The sequence below is a fragment of the Sulfurovum sp. genome (assembly GCF_015493435.1).
Taxonomy (GTDB): domain Bacteria; phylum Campylobacterota; class Campylobacteria; order Campylobacterales; family Sulfurovaceae; genus Sulfurovum.
On sequence record NZ_WGDD01000029.1, the window covers coordinates 1 to 18,802 of the forward strand.

Annotated in this window: 20 protein-coding genes and 1 pseudogene; 2 read left to right on the plus strand and 19 right to left on the minus strand. The window is 45.0% G+C overall.

What is annotated here, in order from left to right; all coding sequences use genetic code 11:
* Positions 1–554 (minus strand): MASE1 domain-containing protein (locus tag F8L24_RS04585; RefSeq protein WP_294952386.1); only part of this gene is annotated, 554 nt, incomplete at its 3' end.
* 128 nt (positions 555–682) lie between these two features.
* Between F8L24_RS04585 and F8L24_RS04590 the strand changes: the two genes are divergently transcribed.
* Positions 683–1,345 carry a response regulator transcription factor gene (locus F8L24_RS04590; protein ID WP_294952388.1) on the plus strand — a complete coding sequence of 221 codons (663 nt, stop codon included), beginning with the start codon at positions 683–685 and terminating at the stop codon, positions 1,343–1,345.
* A gap of 173 nt (positions 1,346–1,518) precedes the next feature.
* On the opposite strand, the gene tsf is transcribed toward F8L24_RS04590, so the two are convergent.
* The 3 genes and pseudogenes from tsf to bcp form a co-directional block, all read right to left on the minus strand.
* Positions 1,519–2,580, minus strand: coding sequence for a translation elongation factor Ts (tsf, locus tag F8L24_RS04595; protein ID WP_294952391.1), 1,062 nt, complete (start codon positions 2,578–2,580; stop codon positions 1,519–1,521).
* 281 nt (positions 2,581–2,861) lie between these two features.
* Positions 2,862–3,617 (minus strand): annotated as a pseudogene (gene rpsB, locus F8L24_RS04600) (30S ribosomal protein S2); the annotation flags it as partial.
* 338 nt (positions 3,618–3,955) lie between these two features.
* The gene (bcp, locus tag F8L24_RS04605) at positions 3,956–4,426 is read right to left on the minus strand and encodes a thioredoxin-dependent thiol peroxidase (protein ID WP_294952394.1); all 471 of its coding nucleotides are present in this window, start codon (positions 4,424–4,426) and stop codon (positions 3,956–3,958) included.
* A gap of 116 nt (positions 4,427–4,542) precedes the next feature.
* Between bcp and F8L24_RS04610 the strand changes: the two genes are divergently transcribed.
* Positions 4,543–4,746, plus strand: a complete 204-nt coding sequence (locus tag F8L24_RS04610; protein ID WP_294952397.1) for a hypothetical protein — start codon at positions 4,543–4,545, stop codon at positions 4,744–4,746.
* Here the strand turns inward: F8L24_RS04610 and F8L24_RS04615 are convergent.
* The 15 genes from F8L24_RS04615 to napA form a co-directional block, all read right to left on the minus strand.
* Positions 4,730–6,406, minus strand: coding sequence for a nitrite/sulfite reductase (locus F8L24_RS04615; protein ID WP_294952400.1), 1,677 nt, complete (start codon positions 6,404–6,406; stop codon positions 4,730–4,732). The genes F8L24_RS04610 and F8L24_RS04615 overlap by 17 nt on opposite strands.
* Positions 6,369–7,820 (minus strand): trypsin-like peptidase domain-containing protein, encoded by a 1,452-nt coding sequence (locus F8L24_RS04620; RefSeq protein ID WP_294952403.1) that lies wholly within the window; start codon positions 7,818–7,820, stop codon positions 6,369–6,371. The genes F8L24_RS04615 and F8L24_RS04620 overlap by 38 nt, the downstream gene beginning before the upstream one ends.
* A complete protein-coding gene (locus tag F8L24_RS04625) occupies positions 7,817–8,275 on the minus strand; it encodes a DUF523 domain-containing protein (RefSeq protein WP_294952406.1) in 459 nt (152 codons plus the stop codon). The genes F8L24_RS04620 and F8L24_RS04625 overlap by 4 nt, the downstream gene beginning before the upstream one ends.
* A 3-nt stretch (positions 8,276–8,278) precedes the next feature.
* Complete coding sequence (locus tag F8L24_RS04630) at positions 8,279–8,761, minus strand: DUF420 domain-containing protein (protein WP_294952409.1); 483 nt, start codon at positions 8,759–8,761, stop codon at positions 8,279–8,281.
* Positions 8,762–8,770: 9 nt separating this feature from the next.
* A complete protein-coding gene (locus F8L24_RS04635; protein ID WP_294952412.1) occupies positions 8,771–10,192 on the minus strand; it encodes an aldehyde dehydrogenase family protein in 1,422 nt (473 codons plus the stop codon).
* A gap of 71 nt (positions 10,193–10,263) precedes the next feature.
* On the minus strand, positions 10,264–10,506 hold the full coding sequence (locus F8L24_RS04640) for a hypothetical protein (protein ID WP_294952416.1): 243 nt from the start codon (positions 10,504–10,506) through the stop codon (positions 10,264–10,266).
* 94 nt (positions 10,507–10,600) lie between these two features.
* Positions 10,601–10,915, minus strand: coding sequence for a hypothetical protein (locus tag F8L24_RS04645; protein WP_294952419.1), 315 nt, complete (start codon positions 10,913–10,915; stop codon positions 10,601–10,603).
* Between the two features lies 1 nt (position 10,916).
* Complete coding sequence (locus tag F8L24_RS04650) at positions 10,917–11,276, minus strand: chaperone NapD (RefSeq protein WP_294952422.1); 360 nt, start codon at positions 11,274–11,276, stop codon at positions 10,917–10,919.
* A 12-nt stretch (positions 11,277–11,288) separates the two neighbouring features.
* Positions 11,289–12,242, minus strand: coding sequence for a WD40 repeat domain-containing protein (locus tag F8L24_RS04655; RefSeq protein ID WP_294952424.1), 954 nt, complete (start codon positions 12,240–12,242; stop codon positions 11,289–11,291).
* Entirely contained in the window at positions 12,239–12,577 is a 339-nt protein-coding gene (locus F8L24_RS04660) for a hypothetical protein (protein ID WP_294952426.1), read from the minus strand. Before F8L24_RS04660 ends, F8L24_RS04655 begins: the two co-directional genes overlap by 4 nt.
* Positions 12,574–13,104 (minus strand): ferredoxin-type protein NapF, encoded by a 531-nt coding sequence (locus F8L24_RS04665; RefSeq protein ID WP_294952429.1) that lies wholly within the window; start codon positions 13,102–13,104, stop codon positions 12,574–12,576. Before F8L24_RS04665 ends, F8L24_RS04660 begins: the two co-directional genes overlap by 4 nt.
* On the minus strand, positions 13,104–14,069 hold the full coding sequence (locus F8L24_RS04670; RefSeq protein WP_365937966.1) for a nitrate reductase cytochrome c-type subunit: 966 nt from the start codon (positions 14,067–14,069) through the stop codon (positions 13,104–13,106). Before F8L24_RS04670 ends, F8L24_RS04665 begins: the two co-directional genes overlap by 1 nt.
* A gap of 10 nt (positions 14,070–14,079) precedes the next feature.
* Positions 14,080–14,892, minus strand: coding sequence for a quinol dehydrogenase ferredoxin subunit NapH (gene napH / locus F8L24_RS04680; protein ID WP_294952432.1), 813 nt, complete (start codon positions 14,890–14,892; stop codon positions 14,080–14,082).
* Positions 14,892–15,725, minus strand: a complete 834-nt coding sequence (gene napG, locus F8L24_RS04685; protein WP_294952435.1) for a ferredoxin-type protein NapG — start codon at positions 15,723–15,725, stop codon at positions 14,892–14,894. Before napG ends, napH begins: the two co-directional genes overlap by 1 nt.
* A gap of 4 nt (positions 15,726–15,729) precedes the next feature.
* Positions 15,730–18,573 carry a nitrate reductase catalytic subunit NapA gene (napA, locus tag F8L24_RS04690; protein WP_294952437.1) on the minus strand — a complete coding sequence of 948 codons (2,844 nt, stop codon included), beginning with the start codon at positions 18,571–18,573 and terminating at the stop codon, positions 15,730–15,732.
* Positions 18,574–18,802: the final 229 nt, after the last annotated feature.

The window sequence follows — 18,802 nt, forward strand, 5'->3', positions numbered from 1 at the left end:
TGCAGAAGCAGCAGCGTAAACGGTGCGAAAAGAAGCTGCCCCATCACATTGCCAAACCACCATGAAAGCAGCGATTTCAGGAACTCTGCAGAATCTATGATTCCTCCCGCAAGCAGTGACAGGTTGCCGACAAGCGCACTGAAAGGCTGCAGCACCAAAACCACGATCAGCGTAAGCCCTGTCACATCCCTGAGTCTGCGAAGTTTCGTATCTATGCCGTAGAAATTGAAGAGCGATACAGCCATGACCGCTTCGATCGAATTGCCTGCCGAAATACCCAGTGCAGGGACCAGCCCAAGCCCGTTACTAAGCGCTACGGCAAGCTGTCCGAGAAAGATACCGGGCCATACTCTCTTGCCAAAATAGAGTACCGAACCCAGCGCTATACCTTCCGCTGCAAAAATGACGATTGTCACGACAGAGTGTTCCATAGAAACGGCAAAACTGAACTTGGCTGAGACAAGATAGAGCAGCGCTATCGAAAGTACAAGCAACCAATAGTGCATATGGGACAAGTTGTCACGCTTCATTGTGCCGATAATAGTTTTCATCATTTCAACCCTTCATGAGTACCGCTACCTAATCATACAATAGAAATCTCAACTAAATTACACTAAAATCTGTTAAATCTGTATTTTACCCTAAATGGCAATACAGCATCAATATCGGAGAATCACTAAGTATGCGAAAAATAAAAATACTTCTCATCGAAGATGATGAAGATGCAGCCAATATAATATGCGAATATTTCGAAAATTACGGTTTTAAGATAACGGCCGTTTTCAGTGTAAGTGACGGATTGTCTTATCTGAACAACGATGCATTCGATGTTTTGCTGCTTGATTTGAGCCTACCCGATTTCGACGGATATGAAGTGCTCAAAAACATCAAAGACCGTATCGCCGTACCGGTGATCGTGGTCAGTGCATACAGCGACAAACATACCAAACTGACAGCATTCAGATATGGTGCTTCCGACTATATGGTAAAACCGCTGGACCTGGACGAACTTGAAGCCAGAATATGGGTACACACAGGCAGAAGCAGAGGTATAGATATCGAAGAAAAAAAGAAGATATTCGAAATTAGGGAAAACAGCATACTGTACAAGGGTAAAAGACTAGATCTTACTTCGACTGAATACGGCATACTCTCCATGCTGGTGAAGAATATAAACACCACTGTCAGCAGAGAAAAACTGATGGCATCCGTCTCCGCTGTCAGTTCACACAGATCCCTCGACAACCACATCAAAAATATCAGAAAAAAGATTGAAGACAACGGGAATAGACCGAAATATTTGAAAACGGAATATGGTGTGGGATATAAACTGGCAGAAAATTAAAAATTAAAAGTTAGAAATTGTAGAAAATTTCTGATTTGCAGTAAATTTGAGGATTGTTGAGAGGGAGCATACGATCAAGTATACCCCACTTACGCTTTAGCGACAGGGGTATCGGCATTTAGTACCAGATGTGACCGAACAAACTCCCTCAAAGATGCGGTAAAGCAGGAGTTTTATGCCATTTGCTTGGCTACTTCAGCTGCGAAATCCTCTTCTTCAACCTCAATACCTTCACCCACTTCAAGTCTCACGAAGTGTACGATCTCAGCAGAACCGCCGGCTGCTTTTGCTTTCTCCTGAACATACTCAAGTACTGTCTTGCTGTCATCCATAACGAATTTCTGGTCAAGCAGACACTGTTCCTGATCCAGGGTAGTATTGTCAGAGATAAATCTTGCCAGTTTGCCGGGAAGGATCCTGTCCCAGATCTTTTCAGGTTTTCCTTCGGCAGCGAGTTCTGCTTTAAGCACCTCTTCGGCAGCAGCCATGACTTCATCAGTCAATTGACTCATAGAGATATACTGCGGAATATTCTTTTCTGTTTTACCCAAACGTCTAAGCTCTTCATTCTCTTTTTCAATCGCTACAATTCTTCCTTTGGTCTCTTCCTCTACAAATTGAGGATCAAAGTCTTTATAGGAAAGTGTACTTGGAGACATCGCAGCTGCATGCATTGCTATTTCTTTGAGTACAGGAGTCATCGCTTCCGCTGTTTTTTCCGAATCACACTTCGCTTCGATGATCACACCGTTCTGTGCGTTTGAGTGAACATAACCGTTTACCGCAGTCGTTTCATCTCCAACGAGAAGAGCTGCTCTTCTTACCACAAGTTTTTCACCGATAACCGCAATTTGCTGGGAAAGAAAATCAGCGAACGGCTCACCGTTGATCGTTGAATTGTTGATCGCTTCCGCATCAGCAAGATTGTTCTCGAACGCATGGTTTACAACGGTATCCATCAATGCTTTGAATTTGTCGTTCTGTGCAACGAAGTCCGTCTGTGAATTGATCTCGACGATTACGGCTTTATGCCCTTCGACTTTTACACCGATCGCACCTTCCGCCGCTACTTTTCCTGCTTTTTTAGCCGCAGCACCCATACCCTGGTCTCTCAACCATTCAACGGCTTTGTCCATATCGCCGTCCGCTTCGGTCAATGCCTTTTTACAGTCCATCATTCCTGCATCGGTCATTTCTCTGAGTTTTTTGATATCTTTAGGTCCAAAGTTTGCCATGATTACGCCTCCGCCAATTCTTTTGCAGATGCTACTGCATCTCTGAAGTTTCCTTTGAAACTGTACTTCTCTTCCATCACGTTGATCTGCTCATCCGTCATGTTCGCTACATCACTGAATGTGTAGAAACCTTCGTCATTGAGTTTGCCTGCATAGACTTTGCCGACACCTGCGATCTTGGTAAGATCATCACCTTTTTTTTCTGCCGCTTCTGCTTTGGGTGCTGCTTTCTCTTCAGCGAGTTTTTCTACTTCAGCTTCTGTCGCCGGTGCTGCTTTTTCTTCTGCCGCTGCTTCAGCCATGACTGCTTCCATCTCGCCTGCACTCACTTCTTCTGCTTCACCGCCGTTTGCTTCTGCGTATGCCGCTTTACCTTCAATGATCGCTTCAGCCATCTCTTTACAGAAAAGGTTGATAGATCTAATCGCATCGTCGTTTCCGGGGATAGGATAGTCGATCACATCAGGATCACAGTTCGTATCAAGCGGTGCAACCACTTTCATTCCCATTCTTTTTGCCTCTTTGACGGCAATATTTTCTTTAACAGCATCAATAACGAACATCATATCCGGAAGTTTTTTCATATGTCTGAAACCTTCGAGATATGAGCTCAGTTTTTCTTTCTTTCTCAAAAGCATCAATGCTTCTTTTTTAGTCAGCATATCAAGCTGGCCGTTCTCTTCCATTTGCTCGATGATCTCAAGTTTTCTGATAGACTTTTTCATAGTCGGGTAGTTTGTCAGCATACCGCCGAGCCATCTTGTCGCCACGTAAGGCATACCACATCTTTCGGCATGCTCTTTTACTGCCTGTCGCGCCTGTTTTTTGGTCCCCACGAAAAGAACTGTTTGTCCCTGGGCAGCTGCATCTCTTACTACATTGTATGTATATTTGAAATATCTAAGTGTTTTTTGAAGGTCGATAATATAAATGTTCTTTCTTGCACCGAAAATGAATTTCTTCATTTTTGGATTCCATCTTCTTGTCTGGTGTCCGAAGTGTACTCCACACTCCAATAAGTCTTTCATTGTTACCATTTTGTCTCCTTGGTATAATCATAATAGAATATTTACGCTGTAAATACTCAGTTAAAAGCATCGCTTCATCACTTGGTTTGATCCGCTGTAGTCCTCAATGTTCATCCTGAATGATCAGGATCACACAACCGTGCAAGGAATAACTACATGTGTTTTGCTTACCCTCATCAGAGAATAAGGAACGCGATTATACCGAAATGTTTTTGAAGATTGTTTGAAACGGGTGAAATTCGTTCTCTGATATGTGGTGCCGCCGGGAGACGGTCACCCTGTACGACATTCACTATGCACGGTAGGGTGCTGTACCCCTACAGCACCATTTTGCGTATGAAGAGCAATTAATGCTTCTGCAGTTCTTCAAGCTTCACTTTCACTTCATCTACATGCCCTTTAACCTTGACCTTCTCCCACTTTGCGGCTATCTTGCCGTCAGGATCGATAATAAATGTAGAACGGACCACGCCCATATACTCACGTCCGTAATTCTTTTTCAGCTGCCAGACACCAAATGTCTGGCAAAGTTCTTTCTCTTCATCGGAGAGAAGCGTGATCTTGAGATCTTTTTTCTCTATAAAATTTCTGTGTTTCCGGGGAGAATCCGGACTGACACCCAGAACAATGGCTTTCAGCCCTTCAAAATCAGGCAGGGCAGCGGTAAAATCACACGCTTCTGTTGTACAGCCCGGGGTATTGTCCTTCGGGTAAAAGTAAAGTACGATCCATCTTCCTTTGATATCTCTCAGACAAATCTCTTCTTCATCCTGGTTCGGCAGACAGAAATCAGGTACAGTATCACCAATATTTAACATGTTTTTCCTTTTATTTTTAATTTTTAACTGTTCACTTGTAATTCATCTGGTAGTATAACAAAAATGAAATGTAGGGTGGATTGTATGACCGCACCAGCCACATAACAAGGCAGCCAATGAACAAAACAAAAAAAGAACTGCTTGCAGAAATAGAAAAACTGATCGCATACGGCAAGGAAGACCCCGCCATCAACCCCGATCTGCTCGCCTACCTCTCTGAAGAAGACCTCATCTCCATCAAAAAAACACTTTTACAGCGCGTGGGGAACCTTTCTGAAGAAGACAAAACCTGGCTGGAGCAGTTCAGGAAGTATGAATAGCCGATACATCGTCCCATAATGCATGCTTCATGGCATCGATACTCTTTACATACATCTCATCTTCGTCAAACAGAGGGAACCCGGGCTGTTGCCTCAACTGGTGGTACAGTTTTTCTTCCGGAATATGCTCCAGAATGATTTCCTCCTTCAAATAAAGTTTTGAGAGAAACCACAGCATGACAAAACCGCTGCTGAGCGGTGCAAGACGATGCAGGGAAAACGCTTCAAAATCATTCTCCCCGCTGTTCTCAAACTCTTCAATGACCGCTTCGATCAGTCCCTTGAGATAAATCAGAGGAACTACAGGGAAAATAAGTCGCGCAGGTGATCCGCACCGGCTGTATATCCCGCCGATAAAAACCCTTGCCGCTTTCTGTGTCTCTCCAAATACATTGGTACGCAGCCCCACCAGCCCGATATCGGCATGATGATGTCTGCCGCAGCCTTTCAGACATCCGCTGAATCCGATCTGTATCTGGTATTTTTCTATCTTCTCCAGCGGAAGATATGAAACATCCGACTTGACATCCCACAGAGAAAGTGCACAGTAGTGGCTTCCTGCACATGCCGTTACGTTGGATGCACCCTTTATGGTTTCAAAAGGCACCCGTTTCTCTTTGAGTCCCAGAAGATACAGGTTCTGGTCCGTACCGATCCGCAATGCAAGTGCCTCTTTCTCTGCATAGGCCAGTACTGCCTTCAGTACCTTGATGTCAAGGACACCGAATCTGCTCTGACAGCAGTAGCCGTATGTGCCGTTTTTCAGTTCCCGGTAGGCAGAGGGTGCATTTTTCTGTATTTGAAGCGTACCGCCTTTGGAAATCTTTTTGGGATAAAATTCGGCGATACGGGCTGCAAATACTTCCAGGCCGATCTCTTCAAGCAGGTGGTAGAGCCTGGTCTTTGAACGGCTTCCCCTCAGTCCGTACTTCCTGTAGGCACGGGCAACAGCTTCAAACATCAGCGGGACATCTTCGGGCAGAACAAACATATCGGCATGCTGCGCCGTTTCAGAATTTTTGCCGCCAAGGTAAAGATTGAACCCCTGCATCCCGTCTTTTTCTGCAAGCCCGAAAAAAAGATCATTCGAAAAGAATGAAACATGTGTACTCTGTGTACCGCAAATAGCCGTATTGAATTTTCGGGGCAGCATCCCCATCCATTCCCGACGGTTCAGAAAGATATTCTGCATCTGCTCTATCATTGCATATGTCTCTATTTGGCTGTTTTTTTCCAGTCCGTCATAGGGATCGGTGACGATATTCCGAAAATTGTCTGTCAAAGTTTGCAACGTGGTGATATCGGCCTTTTGAAGCAACTCCCACACTTCCAGAACATTGTCGGCAGCAAGCCCGTGCAGTTCCAGCTGCGCCCGTGCGGTAATGAGAAGTTCCAGCTTATACCGCTCTGCCGTATCTGCAAGGACATGCAATACTTTCCGGCTGACCCTTCCTCCTGCAATACGCATACGCAACATAAATTTTTCAGGATTCAGTTTGATATTGTAGATCCCGTAGTTTTTGAGGTAAAACCGTGTTTCTTCATTTAAGTCTGAAAGATCAAGGCTTTCGAGTTTCTCGCGAAAATCATACGGCAAAAGAAGCGTTTTGGCTCTTTCTATTTTATTTTGTTTCATTTCGAAGGTCGATCGATCTGTCATACTCGATATTGTACTTTTGCAGTATATCTGCCTGTTTTTTCTGTGCATCTTCCCTGTCAATCACCATACGTACCCCGTCTTTGTCTTCGAGAATAATATATTTTCCCTGATCGGTACTGAGTCTTTCAAAAAAGGTTTGAAAGCTGTCAAAAGTCTCACCGTTGAGCTTCTCTATGGGCCACATGCCGACATTGTTGTTCCCGCGGCTGATATCCGAAGCAAGCACCTTTAGGAGTACTACCACTTCTTTTTTCTTTTTGGTGGGCCACTGTGTCGCAAAATAACTCAGGGCCAGCCTGTTCCTGTTGGTAGAAAGCAGCAGGTTCCTTGTCAAAGGAGAAAAGACATATCCTCCGTAAATATAATAGGTCGGCATCACATCATAACGGGTGGTCTTCACCAGGAGAATATCATCTGCCGTATGGGTCAAGTTGGCATCTATCTGCATTTTTTTTCCTTGACGCACAATATCGAGCTTTACTGTCTGAAACATTTGATCTCTATCCACATAATAGTTAAAGTCCGTATATTCATGCGGCCGGAAAGCGATTGTTCCGTCATTTTCAATTTTGTGACCGTCAATAGCCGTAAGGATGTCTCCCTTCCGGGCCACACCGTTAAGCGAGGAGTTGTAAACGATCTCTGCGATCAATTTGCCCGTTTCATTTTCATCCAGGTGATAATAGTGCCTGAGTGCCGGATTCTCCATATTTTGTGTTGTCAAACCAAGATCGGCAAATCCGTCACACTTCCCGTCTTTGACATCTTTCAGAAAATGTTTGACCATAATAACCGGTACCAGATAGCCAATATTCTGCGATCGCCTGATCACCTGCATGACCACACCGATGATCTTGCCGTTTGACAGTGCCGGTCCGCCGCTGTTGCCGGGGTTGACTGCCGCATCGACCTGGATCGCAAGGAACGATTCTCCGCTGTGTGCATACCGGTGGTGTTCTATGCGTGATACCACACCGATGGTCGCAGAGAGCGTACTGCCTCCCATCGGATAACCGTACACAACGATCTTCTGCTCTATATTGGGCAGTTTTCCGAACTGCAGCGGCGTCACTCCCTTGAAAAATGCTTCATCTTTCACCTCAAGCAGTGCAAGGTCCGCCTGATGTGACACAAATTTAACCTTGGCGATATAGCGCTTTCTCTGTCCGTAGCGCTCAACCTCTATAAAAGTATGGTTCTCTACGACATGGGCATTGGTTAAAATACGGTGACCCGAAATAATGGCACCTGAACCTGTTGAACTTCTGGTGGAACTGTTCCAGGGCTCCTGATAGTTGAGCACCTTGGAAACCGTATAAATTTTGACAATTGCCTGCTTGGTAATGTCTTCCTGTTGAAGACTGGCTGTCAGAGACAAGGTACTTAACAATACCGCTAAAATCATTTTTATCATTTTTTTTCCTTGCATGGGTGGGTGACAAATACTTCCGCATCAACGGATTCAATACCTCTTCTGAGTGCCTCTTTTGCCATAAGTCCCGCTTCTTTGTCACTGACAAGCACTTTGTCTCTGTTATAAAGCTTTGCAGAGCATACCCCGCAGCTCGGACTCCTGTCTTTTCCGACAAAAAGTGCAATATCGGGATGTTCATTGAAAAAATGTTCGGCATATGCTTCCACTTCACAGCCAAGATCCGTACCGTCTCTGTTGGAAAGTGCTTTTATCCCCCTGGGTGTCTCGGTCAGATCCATCGTTGGCCGGGGGCTTCCAAACGCAAAATCTTCGGGGCAGAAGGGTATGACTTCATCTCCTTCCAGTTTTTTGATAACGGCATCATTACGGTTGTCTGTCGCATCATAACGGCATTTTTTTCCCAGCAGACAGGCTGAAACGGCAACTTTTTTCATCGCTTAGAACACAAACAGCAGCAGGTAGACCCAGATTCCCGTGAGAGAAGTCAGGGAAATACCTATGAACGTACGTATACCGGCCCGTTTGTGCACATAGGAATCCACACCCGGAAGCAGCCCTCCGCGCCTGTAGCTTTTTTGTGCCGCAAGCAGTGTACTCGACCATATGCCCAGTGTCACTACAGCAATAACAATATGGAGCACCAGCACTGCCAGCAGATAATGATGTGACACATGTGTACCTTGTACCAGTGCTTCATATCCGCCTGCCAGACGCACACCATATTCAAAATATCCCACTACGATCAGAGAGAGCACAAAAATAGTACTCTGCATTATCCTGTGCAGCGTATAATGATGGTATCTGGCAACAAAGATTGCCAGACCGACAAGCAGTGGCAGAAGTGCCACGATCAGTGTAACAAAATCCATAAAGAAGGGAGCTCTGGTCCCTAAAAATCCGGGTTGAAACATATAGTCCATATCCATCCTTTAGCAAATCACAACGGATTTGATCTCTGTAAATTCTTCCAGGGCCCATTTCGGACCTTCGCGTCCCACACCGGAGAATTTGGATCCGCCGTAAGGCTGTACATCAAAACGCAGGGTCGGGATATCATTGATCACCACACCCCCGCACTGTGCCTCGTCAATAAAAGTCCGTGTCATTTTCAGGTCGTTCGTAAAAATGGAAAACTGCAGTCCGTAGGGAGAATCATTCATCTTCTCTACCGCTGTCTCATAATCGGGTACAGCCACCAGGCTGACGATAGGGGCAAACACTTCTTCGCAAATAATCTTCATCTCATCTGTTACATCTGCCATGACCGTGGGAGGGAAGAGACCGTCGACTTCTTTTCCTCCTGCAATGACCCTTGCCCCTTCCGCTTTGGCTGATGCTATCCAGTTCCCGGCTCTTTCTTTGGATTCACTGTCGATCAACGGCCCCATGAACGTATCCTCTTCATAAGGTGAGCCCACTTTGAGTTTTGCCGTCTCCTCTGCAATGAGCGTCGCGAACTCTCCATACACTTCCGCATTGACATATATCCTCTGCAGAGAAATACAGACCTGTCCGGAATTATAGAAAGCACCAAAGGCACAGCGCTGTGCTGCCAGTTTAAGATCGGCACTTTTATCAATATATGTCGCGGCATTCCCTCCCAGTTCAAGACTGACCTTTTTAATACCCGCCTGGGACATGATAATGTGGCCGACCGGTACAGAACCCGTAAAAGAAATAACCCGCGGAATACTGCTTTTCACCAGGGTGGAACCGACCTCTGCATCACCATAAACAACAGACAAAGCATCTTTGACCGCATAGGGTGATGTCACAAAAAGTCTGGCCAGCATATACGCAGTCATCGGTGCTTCAGGGGTAGGTTTGAGTACAACCGTGTTTCCCGCTCCCAATGCCGGTGCAATTTTGTGTGCGACAAGGTTCAAAGGGAAATTAAACGGAGTGATACAGGCAACAACGCCTACAGGTTCGCGTTTAAAATAGGCAAGTGTCTTCTTTCCGCTTGGCATAATATCTGTAGGAATGGTCTCTCCGGAAAGACCGGCAAGTTCAAGAACCGTCAGTTTGATCGTCTCGATACACCGATCTACTTCTATACGCGAAAAAGCAATGGGTTTTGCCACTTCTTTTGTCAGTGTCAAGGCAAAAGCCTCTTTGTTCTCGTGAAGTTTTTCTGCCACATCTTCCAGCCAGAGGATACGCTGTGAAAGCGGTGTTCCTGCTGCTGTTTTCGCTGCATTTCGGGCAATCTTCAGTGCCCGTGTCGTATCGTCTGCTGTACATGCCTGCGCGATGCTTACAACATTATTGTCATAGGGACTGCGGCGCTCTGTCTTGTCCGTTTTTGTCTCTTCCGTTGAACCGAAAAATATTTTTGCTTCATCAAACATTGCATCACCTCTAAGATAAATTAGTTTGATTATAGCAAAAAAAAATGTAGGGTCGATTGACAGATTGGGGATTACTTCTTTTTTGTCGTGTGACTGCAGGATGCACTGTCGCGGTAGCTCTTCTTCAGTACAAATTTGTGAATCATATCTTTGATCATCAGTAACAGACAGTAGACCCAGAGGATATCAATAATGATATTGTCTTTGTAGTCCAGTCCGAAACGGAGCACCGGCCATCCTATCAGGATAAGATACTTCATATAATAGAAGAAAAGGATGCCTACCCCGTAAATCTCCCTCAGAATCTTTAACATTTTACTCCTCCCAAAATGCGACCAGTCGCATGAGCTAACTGCTGAAGTTGACACAGTGTCAGCGTAGTCTTTTGGACTTTGTTCAAAAGGCGTCCTATTCAGATGAAAAGTTCGGTGTTCCGTCAGGCATATGGGCTTCACCGTCTTTTTGGGCTTCCTGTTCAGCTTCATAGGCATTCATCTGCATGCGCACCTCATTGATCTGCTCAGGAGTGACATTGTCGTCACTTGACCAGATCACTTCCACTGCACCGCCATACTCTTTGCCCAATTCTTCTATCTTGTCTGCATATTCATACACATCCAGACAGATCTCCGGTTCTGCATTTTCTTTCATGGTATCTGTCACTTCAATGTACCATCTTCCCAGGGGGCTTGTCCTGATCACCGATTCAAATATGCCTGCCATCTTAGAAGCCCAACTTTTTATGTCTCAGGTCACCGTGGTATTCAACATCTCTGACATCGATCTCTTCATCCTGAAGCACATCCGGTACCGGATTTTCCGCTTCGAGTTTTTTCACTTCCGCATCCAATTCATCTTCCTGGTATGTCATCATCATATCAGCTGCGATCACATACGCAAGCCGCTGTATCTTTATCAGCTTTTCAATCTCTTCTTCTACCCCTTTGCCTTCAACCGTGACAATGATCTTTCCCTTTTCTTTGTCGTGCAGATGATAGTCCGCATAATCCGCCTCCTTAAAAACCTCTACCAGGTCATCAATGTGTTTCGGCAGAGCTTGCACTACAATACTTGATACATTCATTTGTTCTCCTTTTTATTGCTTCATATCCCACACCATAACATGCGTATCATCACTGGCGGAATAAAGTCTGTTTTCATTTTGAAAAATAATAACATTAAGTGTACTCTTTTGACCTTTAAGCACAGCCAATTTTGACTTGCTGAAAGTGTTATATATGGAAATATCGTTATTTTCATCCATGGCAAAGGCCACTTTTCTTGCACTGGGGCTCAGTGCCGTAGCGTAGATAAAAAAATCTCCAAGAATATACGACCCTTTCCCTGTCTGCACATCATAAATGGCTCCTCTTCTGTCTTTGCCCGCTGCGGCAACCGTACCTTTTTTAAAAGCTACCTTATACACATTGTCAAGGTTTTGTCCCTGCAGGGTTTTTATTATTTTTCCGCTTTTGACATCAATGACTGTCAGTATTCCGCTCTCACAGGCAAAAACAGCCTTCGACCTGTCTTCATCCAATGCAAAGTCAGAAAATTTTGATTCACCAAGTACGACGCGATACAGTTCTTTGTTGCTTGTCGTATCCAACAGTGCCGCTTCATCTCCCAGGTATCCGAGTAAAATATGGGTTTTATCAACAAAACGGGCCTTAATAATGACTTTTTGATCCTTGGGAGAAAATAACTGTTTCAGTTTTCCGTCATAAAGAAACAGATTGGAATAACCGCCTTTTCCACTGTCACTAAGCAGCAGGTATTCATCACCGATACGATCTGCACTCAGAATCCTTGCAGGGATCACATCTCCCATAAAGTCTTTTATATCGGGAATAGAAATCTCTTTAATCTTTTTGTATTCCGGCACACTGTATACTTCAATATGGCCATTGTCAGTGGCAATAACCAGACTGTTCTCCGAAAGTACCATATCTTTTGCCAAACCGTTGATCTTGATCTCATGGACAGGTGTGAATGTCGGCACCGCCCATAGCGCCACTGCAATCAGCCATAGGAGCAGATGGCGTATCATACCATCCCCTCAACCATATCCAGTATCAATGCCGCGATCTCATCACCATTCAGGTTAGACTTGACTCCGTACAGGTCATGTTCGGAAGCCACAAAGTTTTCAAAAGCGTCATTTGCTTCAAGCTTTTCAATAAGGGGGGCCATCTTCTCTTCGCCCAAAGCATTCTGCACAGGTTCAGCAATATAGATAATAAAATTATAGTCTTCAAAATCAAACTCAAACTCTTCTGAATCATAATCTTCTTCATTTTCGTCAACATTTAACAAATGTCGTATCTCAATATCTTTATCTTCCAGTTTTTCAAATAATTTCGGGTATTGCTCTTCTAAATTCATACTAAATCCTCTTCATTTTTTAATGCATACACGCTATAACTTATTGCCTGTGTCGGACAACGCGATATACAGAACCCGCAGGCACTGCACTTTTCATTATCGATCACGGGATTGAATAATCCGTTAAATAAAATAGCATCATCAATACACGGTTCCTTGCAGGCATAGCAGATCACACCATCATGTGCCACACATGCTTCTGTAGAAATGCGAAATACCGCATTCAAATAGGCAGAGGTCCCTTCATTTTCCAATGAAAGAACCCCTGCATCACAGGCTTCGGCACACGCATCACAGAAAGTACAGCCATTCTGCCTGAATGTCAGCGCAGGTATACCGTCCTCCGCTATAAAAATGATCTTTTCATCACAGGAAGTAACACAGGCTTGGCTTTCGCAGCCAGGACACTCGCTCTGAAAAAGAGATTCACTGCTTCCATAAGGCGGCCGTACCCAAAGAGGAGTTTCCTCCCTGGTCTGCCGCAGCGGTTTGACAAAAGACTTAAAAAAATCTCTTCTGTCTGCCACTATTTTACACCTTCATCCATCATATTGGCAAGATTGGAATGTGATTTGAATTTACCGGTAAGTCCAGCCGGTTTAAATGTATTTCCTACAGCTGTTTTCACATCAGCCTGCGGTGCATGGCATTGAGTACAATTGTATCTTCCCTGATAAAGGTGGTTCAGTTTTTTGACTTTGGCCAGTTTGATATCTCCGACATTACCCATATCACCTTTTGCAATACCGACTACTTTGCCTTCTTTGACCAATTCTCCGTTTTTGTAGACAGTGGTCGGTCTGTAGTTCGTGAAGTGAGACGGAGGAATAGGCGTAGCCCCTACACTTTTGGCAACATCCGGCATATGACATCCAAGACACTGGTTATTTTTTCTGGTGATCGGAAGCATTCCGTCTACAGAGTGGGGAATCATTGGCGGTGCATTGACATAGGCCCGCTCAAACTTTGGTGCAGCACCCGGTGCAGGCCTGTCATATTTGATCTTTGCCGGTTCAATATTTTCATTGAACAGTGTAGATTTTCTCAAACCAAGAGTTGTAGTACTGACCACTTTCTTGTTGCCGAGATCTTCTTTTTTCAATCTTTGGGGAGTACATACTTTGGCATTAATGTCGATCACTTTTGCCTGTGCAACCGCTGCTGCCGATGCATGTGCTGTCGCTTTGTCCGTTGCTGTTCCGGCACCGCTTTTAATAGCATCGGCAATGGCTTTCATATCTGCATTGGATAAAGAAGCGACCTGCCCTTTCATAAGACCTTTCATCGCTCCGCCGTACGTACCGGCTTTATAGCCTTTCAAAGCAACCAGAATATCTGCCTTGCTCATATCTTTTACGATCTTTGATTTTCCCATTGCGTGTTTTTCAAAATGCTGTCCGTGACAGCCTGCACACGCTGCAGTACTTACTGCATAAGATGCAGAAGATGCAAGCAGTGAACCAAGCGCAATTACCTTTATAACTTTTGTCATTTCTTCTCCTTTAATGTTTCGTTTTATTTGTAAAACTTCTAATTCCAAATCCCAAAGCATCATCGTTACAGACATCGATGCACCGACCGCAGTTGGTACACTCACCGTCTGTGACTGAAATGCTCTCTTTGTTTATCATATGCAAAACCTGATTTTCGGGACAGACGATTTTACATTCCATGCATGCCGTACAGGCTTCATGGTCGTGTTTCACCCTGATAATGCTTGTTTTGCCTATGAGTGAATAGGTCGCTCCCAAAGGACACAGGTGTCCGCACCAGCCGTTCTTGACCCCGAAGAGGTCAAACAGGAAGATCGCAATCACCACTGAGATCCCTGCACCGAAACCAAAGATAATACCTCTTTGCATAATAGTGATAGGGCTCAGCACTTCAAATGCTGCAACACCCACTATGGCAGAAACGATCAATCCCAGCACCATGATCCAGTAGCGTGCCCGTCTTTTGAGGAAACGGTAGTTCACTTCTTCTTTATCTAAATTCAGTTTACGTCTAAGCCAGTTGGCCAGGTCCGTCACCATATTGATGGGACATACCCAGCTGCAAAAAGCTCTTCCTCCCACTACCATATAGAAAAGGGTAATGATCAATGCTCCCAAAAGCACATCGGACCCCAACACAAAACCTGTGGCTAAAACCTGCAGGGTCGTATAGGGATCAGCCAGAGGGATCACACCAAAAAGCAGAGAGGATCCGAACGTACCTTTCAAAATAGTCCAACCATAGGCATTTGCCCCAAAATAAAGCACCAAAAGCCCGATCTGAGTTACCCGTCTGAGGAGTAGATACTTTATATTTTTCATTAGTACTCTACTCCTTTGTTCAAATAATCCATTGGCGATTCTTCGCTTCGTTTTGTTTTAGTCTCTATTTTGTTCAGGTTGCGTTCACCTACCCGCTGCTGGTCTTTTTTGTCCCAGCCTTTGACATAGTGGTCACCCGCTCTTCCCATAGAGTACTCCCGGGGGAGTACAAAGATAGCCGGTTTTTCCGTCACGCATGCTTTTTCGCACAGTCCGCATCCCGTACAGACATCAGAATGAACGATCGGCAGCAAAAATGCATGTTTGCCCGTACGATCGTTTTTCTGATAATCCAGTGTCAGTGCCTCATCGAGCAATGGACAGGCTCTGTAGCAGGCATCGCACTGCAATCCCCAGTAGGCGATACAGGATTCTTTGTGCACTATGGCCAATCCCATCCTGGCTTTATTGATGTCAAGCTCTTTTTTCGCATTAAGCAGGCTCGGCATATCCAGTGCACCAGAGGGGCAGACAGGTACACACGGTATGTCATCGCACATATAGCAGGGGACATCTCTTGGCGCAAAAAAAGGCGTTCCGATCAGTTTGTTGTCACCGCCTTTTGCCATTTTCAATGTTCCCGGCCTCTGCTTGCCTGTCTCTTTGTCAATATTGGTATCACGGTTAACACATGCCTCGGCACACATACCACACTTGATACATGCCTTGAGGAAATCTTCTTCAGGCAGTGCTCCGGGCGGTCTGAGTATCAGTTTTGCCGCCTTTGCTTCATCAGTATATCCACTCCACAACAATCCACCAAGAGCTGTCAGGCCTACACTTTGAAGGGTTGTTGCCATGAACTTTCGTCTATTGTTGCTGGAGTTTGCCATCTAATTACGCCTTTGTGATTTTAACTGCACATTTTTTGTAGTCTGTCTGTTTGGACATTGGACATGTTGCATCCAGACATACTTTGTTGATAAAGACTTTTTCATCGAACCACGGTACAAATACCAGCCCTTGAGGCGGTCTGTTACGTCCACGAGTCTCAACTCTTGCTTTCACTTTACCTCTTCTTGATTCAACCCAGGCAAGCTCACCTCTTTTGAGACCTTTTGCTTTGGCATCCTTTGGATTCATGTAGCAAAGTGCTTCAGGAACCGCACGGTAGAGTTCAGGGACTCTCATCGTCATCGTACCAGAGTGCCAGTGCTCAAGTACACGTCCGGTACATAACCATGTGTCATACGTTTCATCCGGCATTTCCGGCGGATCCATATATGGTCTTGCAAAGATCTTCGCTTTATTAGGCAGCGGTTTTTTCTTTTTGTTCTTAATACCCATAAGGTCACCTTTTGGCAACGCTTTCGCCAATGGGCCGTAGAAGGCAAAATCACCACCCGGATTTGCTTTTGCCGCATACGGATCGTACTTGACATTATAACGCCACTGCGTCTCTTTGCCGTCAACCACCGGCCATTTGAGCCCTCTTACTCTCTGATACACTACGAACGGTGCCAGGTCGTGCCCGTGTCCTCTACCGAAGCTTGCATATTCTTCCCAGAGATACTGGTGGATCATGAAGCCATACCCTTTGAATACTTTTCCGTCTGAACCGACCACATTTCTGCTGTCCCCGAGACATTCAGAGTTATCATACCCTTTTTGCGGGAATTTATTGAGGTCGATCGGATATTTCTTCTTCGCTCTCGCATTGGCATAAAGGATCTCATACATCGTTGTATTGTCATTGTAACCGAGTTTTTTGGCATCTTTGCGGACATCAGGCAGTTTCTTTCCGTTTCTGAGTGTATATGGTCCCCACAGATCTTTGACGGTAAATCTTTTTGAGAACTCCACCCACTGCCAGGTATCTGACATTGCATGACCAACCGGCAGTACCTGCTGTCTCCAGTGCTGTGTACGTCTTTCGGCATTTCCGTACGCACCCCACTTCTCATAGATCATTGCTGAAGGAAGTACAAGGTCGGAAACCATTGCAGAAATACCCGGATATCCGTCAGAAGTAACGATAAAGTTGTCCATCTCACGCGCTGCTTTGATCCAGTGCTTTGCAGAAGCGGAATCCTGGTAGGCATTACAGACGTTGACCCATGCGAACTTGACGACACCGTCTTCGATATCTCTGTGGATCTTCATAATATGCTGGTTTCCTACAGGGTTAAGTGTTCCTGGAGGAACATGCCATGTTTTTTCTGCATGCGCTCTGTGTTTAGGGTTTTTCACCATCATATCCGCAGGCAGTCTGTGACAGAAAGTACCTACTTCTCTTGCTGTACCGCACGCTGAAGGCTGACCTGTCAGAGAGAAAGCTCCAGAACCCGGTTTCGCCTGTTTGTTCAGCATGAAGTGTACATTGTAAGAGAGTGTATTATCCCATGATCCTCTGGTATGCTGGTTCATACCCATCGTCCAGAAGGAAACAACCTTTCTGTCTTTTTCAAGGTAGAGGTCTGCCAGCATTTGAAGCTTTTTCTTAAAGCTTTCAAGTGATTCGTTCGGATCACCTTTGCAGATCTTGGCTACATAGTCAAGGGTATAGGGTTCAAGTGATTTCTTATAATCCTCAAATGAGATCTCCCAGTGTTTGAGGGTACCGGCAGTGTTTTTCATCACTTCACCCTCTTTTTTACCGTACGGTGCCAATGCAGGAGCTTCTTTTGCAGAGATTTTTTTCGCCATTTCTTTATTGATGGTCTGCATTTCAAGCGCACTGTATTTTCCGGCACTGCCGTCAGCTCTTACAGGTGTAAGTGATTTTTCACCCGCTCGCCTCATACCATAACCGATATTGACCGGTCCAACAGCAAAAACCATATGCTTATTGACAAAATCCCAATCAATAATATCTTCTGTTCCGCCACCTTTTTTATCGCGGTAGACGATCTCTCTGGCAAGATAGTTCCACAGAGCGAGGTCTGTGTTCGGAGAGAAAATAATATTGAAGTCACTAAGATCACAGCTTCGGTGTGTATACGTTTGGATATTGACTACTTTTACTTTGTCCGGGTTGGAAAGTTTTCTGTCCGTAACCCGTGACCAGAGGATCGGGTGCATTTCTGCCATGTTTGATCCCCATGCTACGATAGTATCTGTGATTTCGATATCGTCATAACATCCTGAAGGCTCATCCATACCGAAGGTTTGGTAGAACCCGACAACCGCTGATGCCATACAGTGACGTGCGTTCGGATCGATCGCGTTGGATCTGAATCCGCCTTTCATCATTTTCTGGGCTGCATATCCTTCCATGATCGTATATTGACCCGAAGCAAATACCGCTACACCCTCCGGACCTTTTTCTTTCAATGCTTTTTTGGCATATTTTTCCATTTCATCAAACGCACGTTTCCATGAAACAGGTCTGAATTTGCCGTGTTTGTCAAACTCACCTTTGTCATTCATTCTGAGAAGCGGTGTTTTCAGTCTGTCAGCACCATACATGATCTTTGCATTAAAATACCCCTTAATACAGTTAAGACCCCTGTTGACAGGCGCTGCCGGGTCACCCTTGACCGCTACGATTCTACCTTCTTTGGTTGCAAGCATGATCCCGCATCCTGTACCACAGAAACGACATGCTGCCTTATCCCATCTCCAATCCTTCTGCGCATCTGTCGCTGCAGCTTCAAGACTGGACGGAACAGCGATTCCAACAGCGCTGGCCGCAGATGCTGCCGCTGCACTTTTTAGAAATTCTCTTCTATTCAAAGCCATATTACTTCCTCCGTAAATTGATTTTTGGTTCTGCGTCAAAAACCCTCTCAATATCCCGGATTGCCGAAATATTAAGAGAGCTTTCACGCACAACTACGTATATAGTTTATCACAGCATCGTTGCGAAAAAAGATGATTTATATCAAGAGAAGTAAATAATGTGATAAATCTGACACATAAGTAACGATTTAATTGGGAGTAAAACTATCTTAGATAAATTATAAAGATG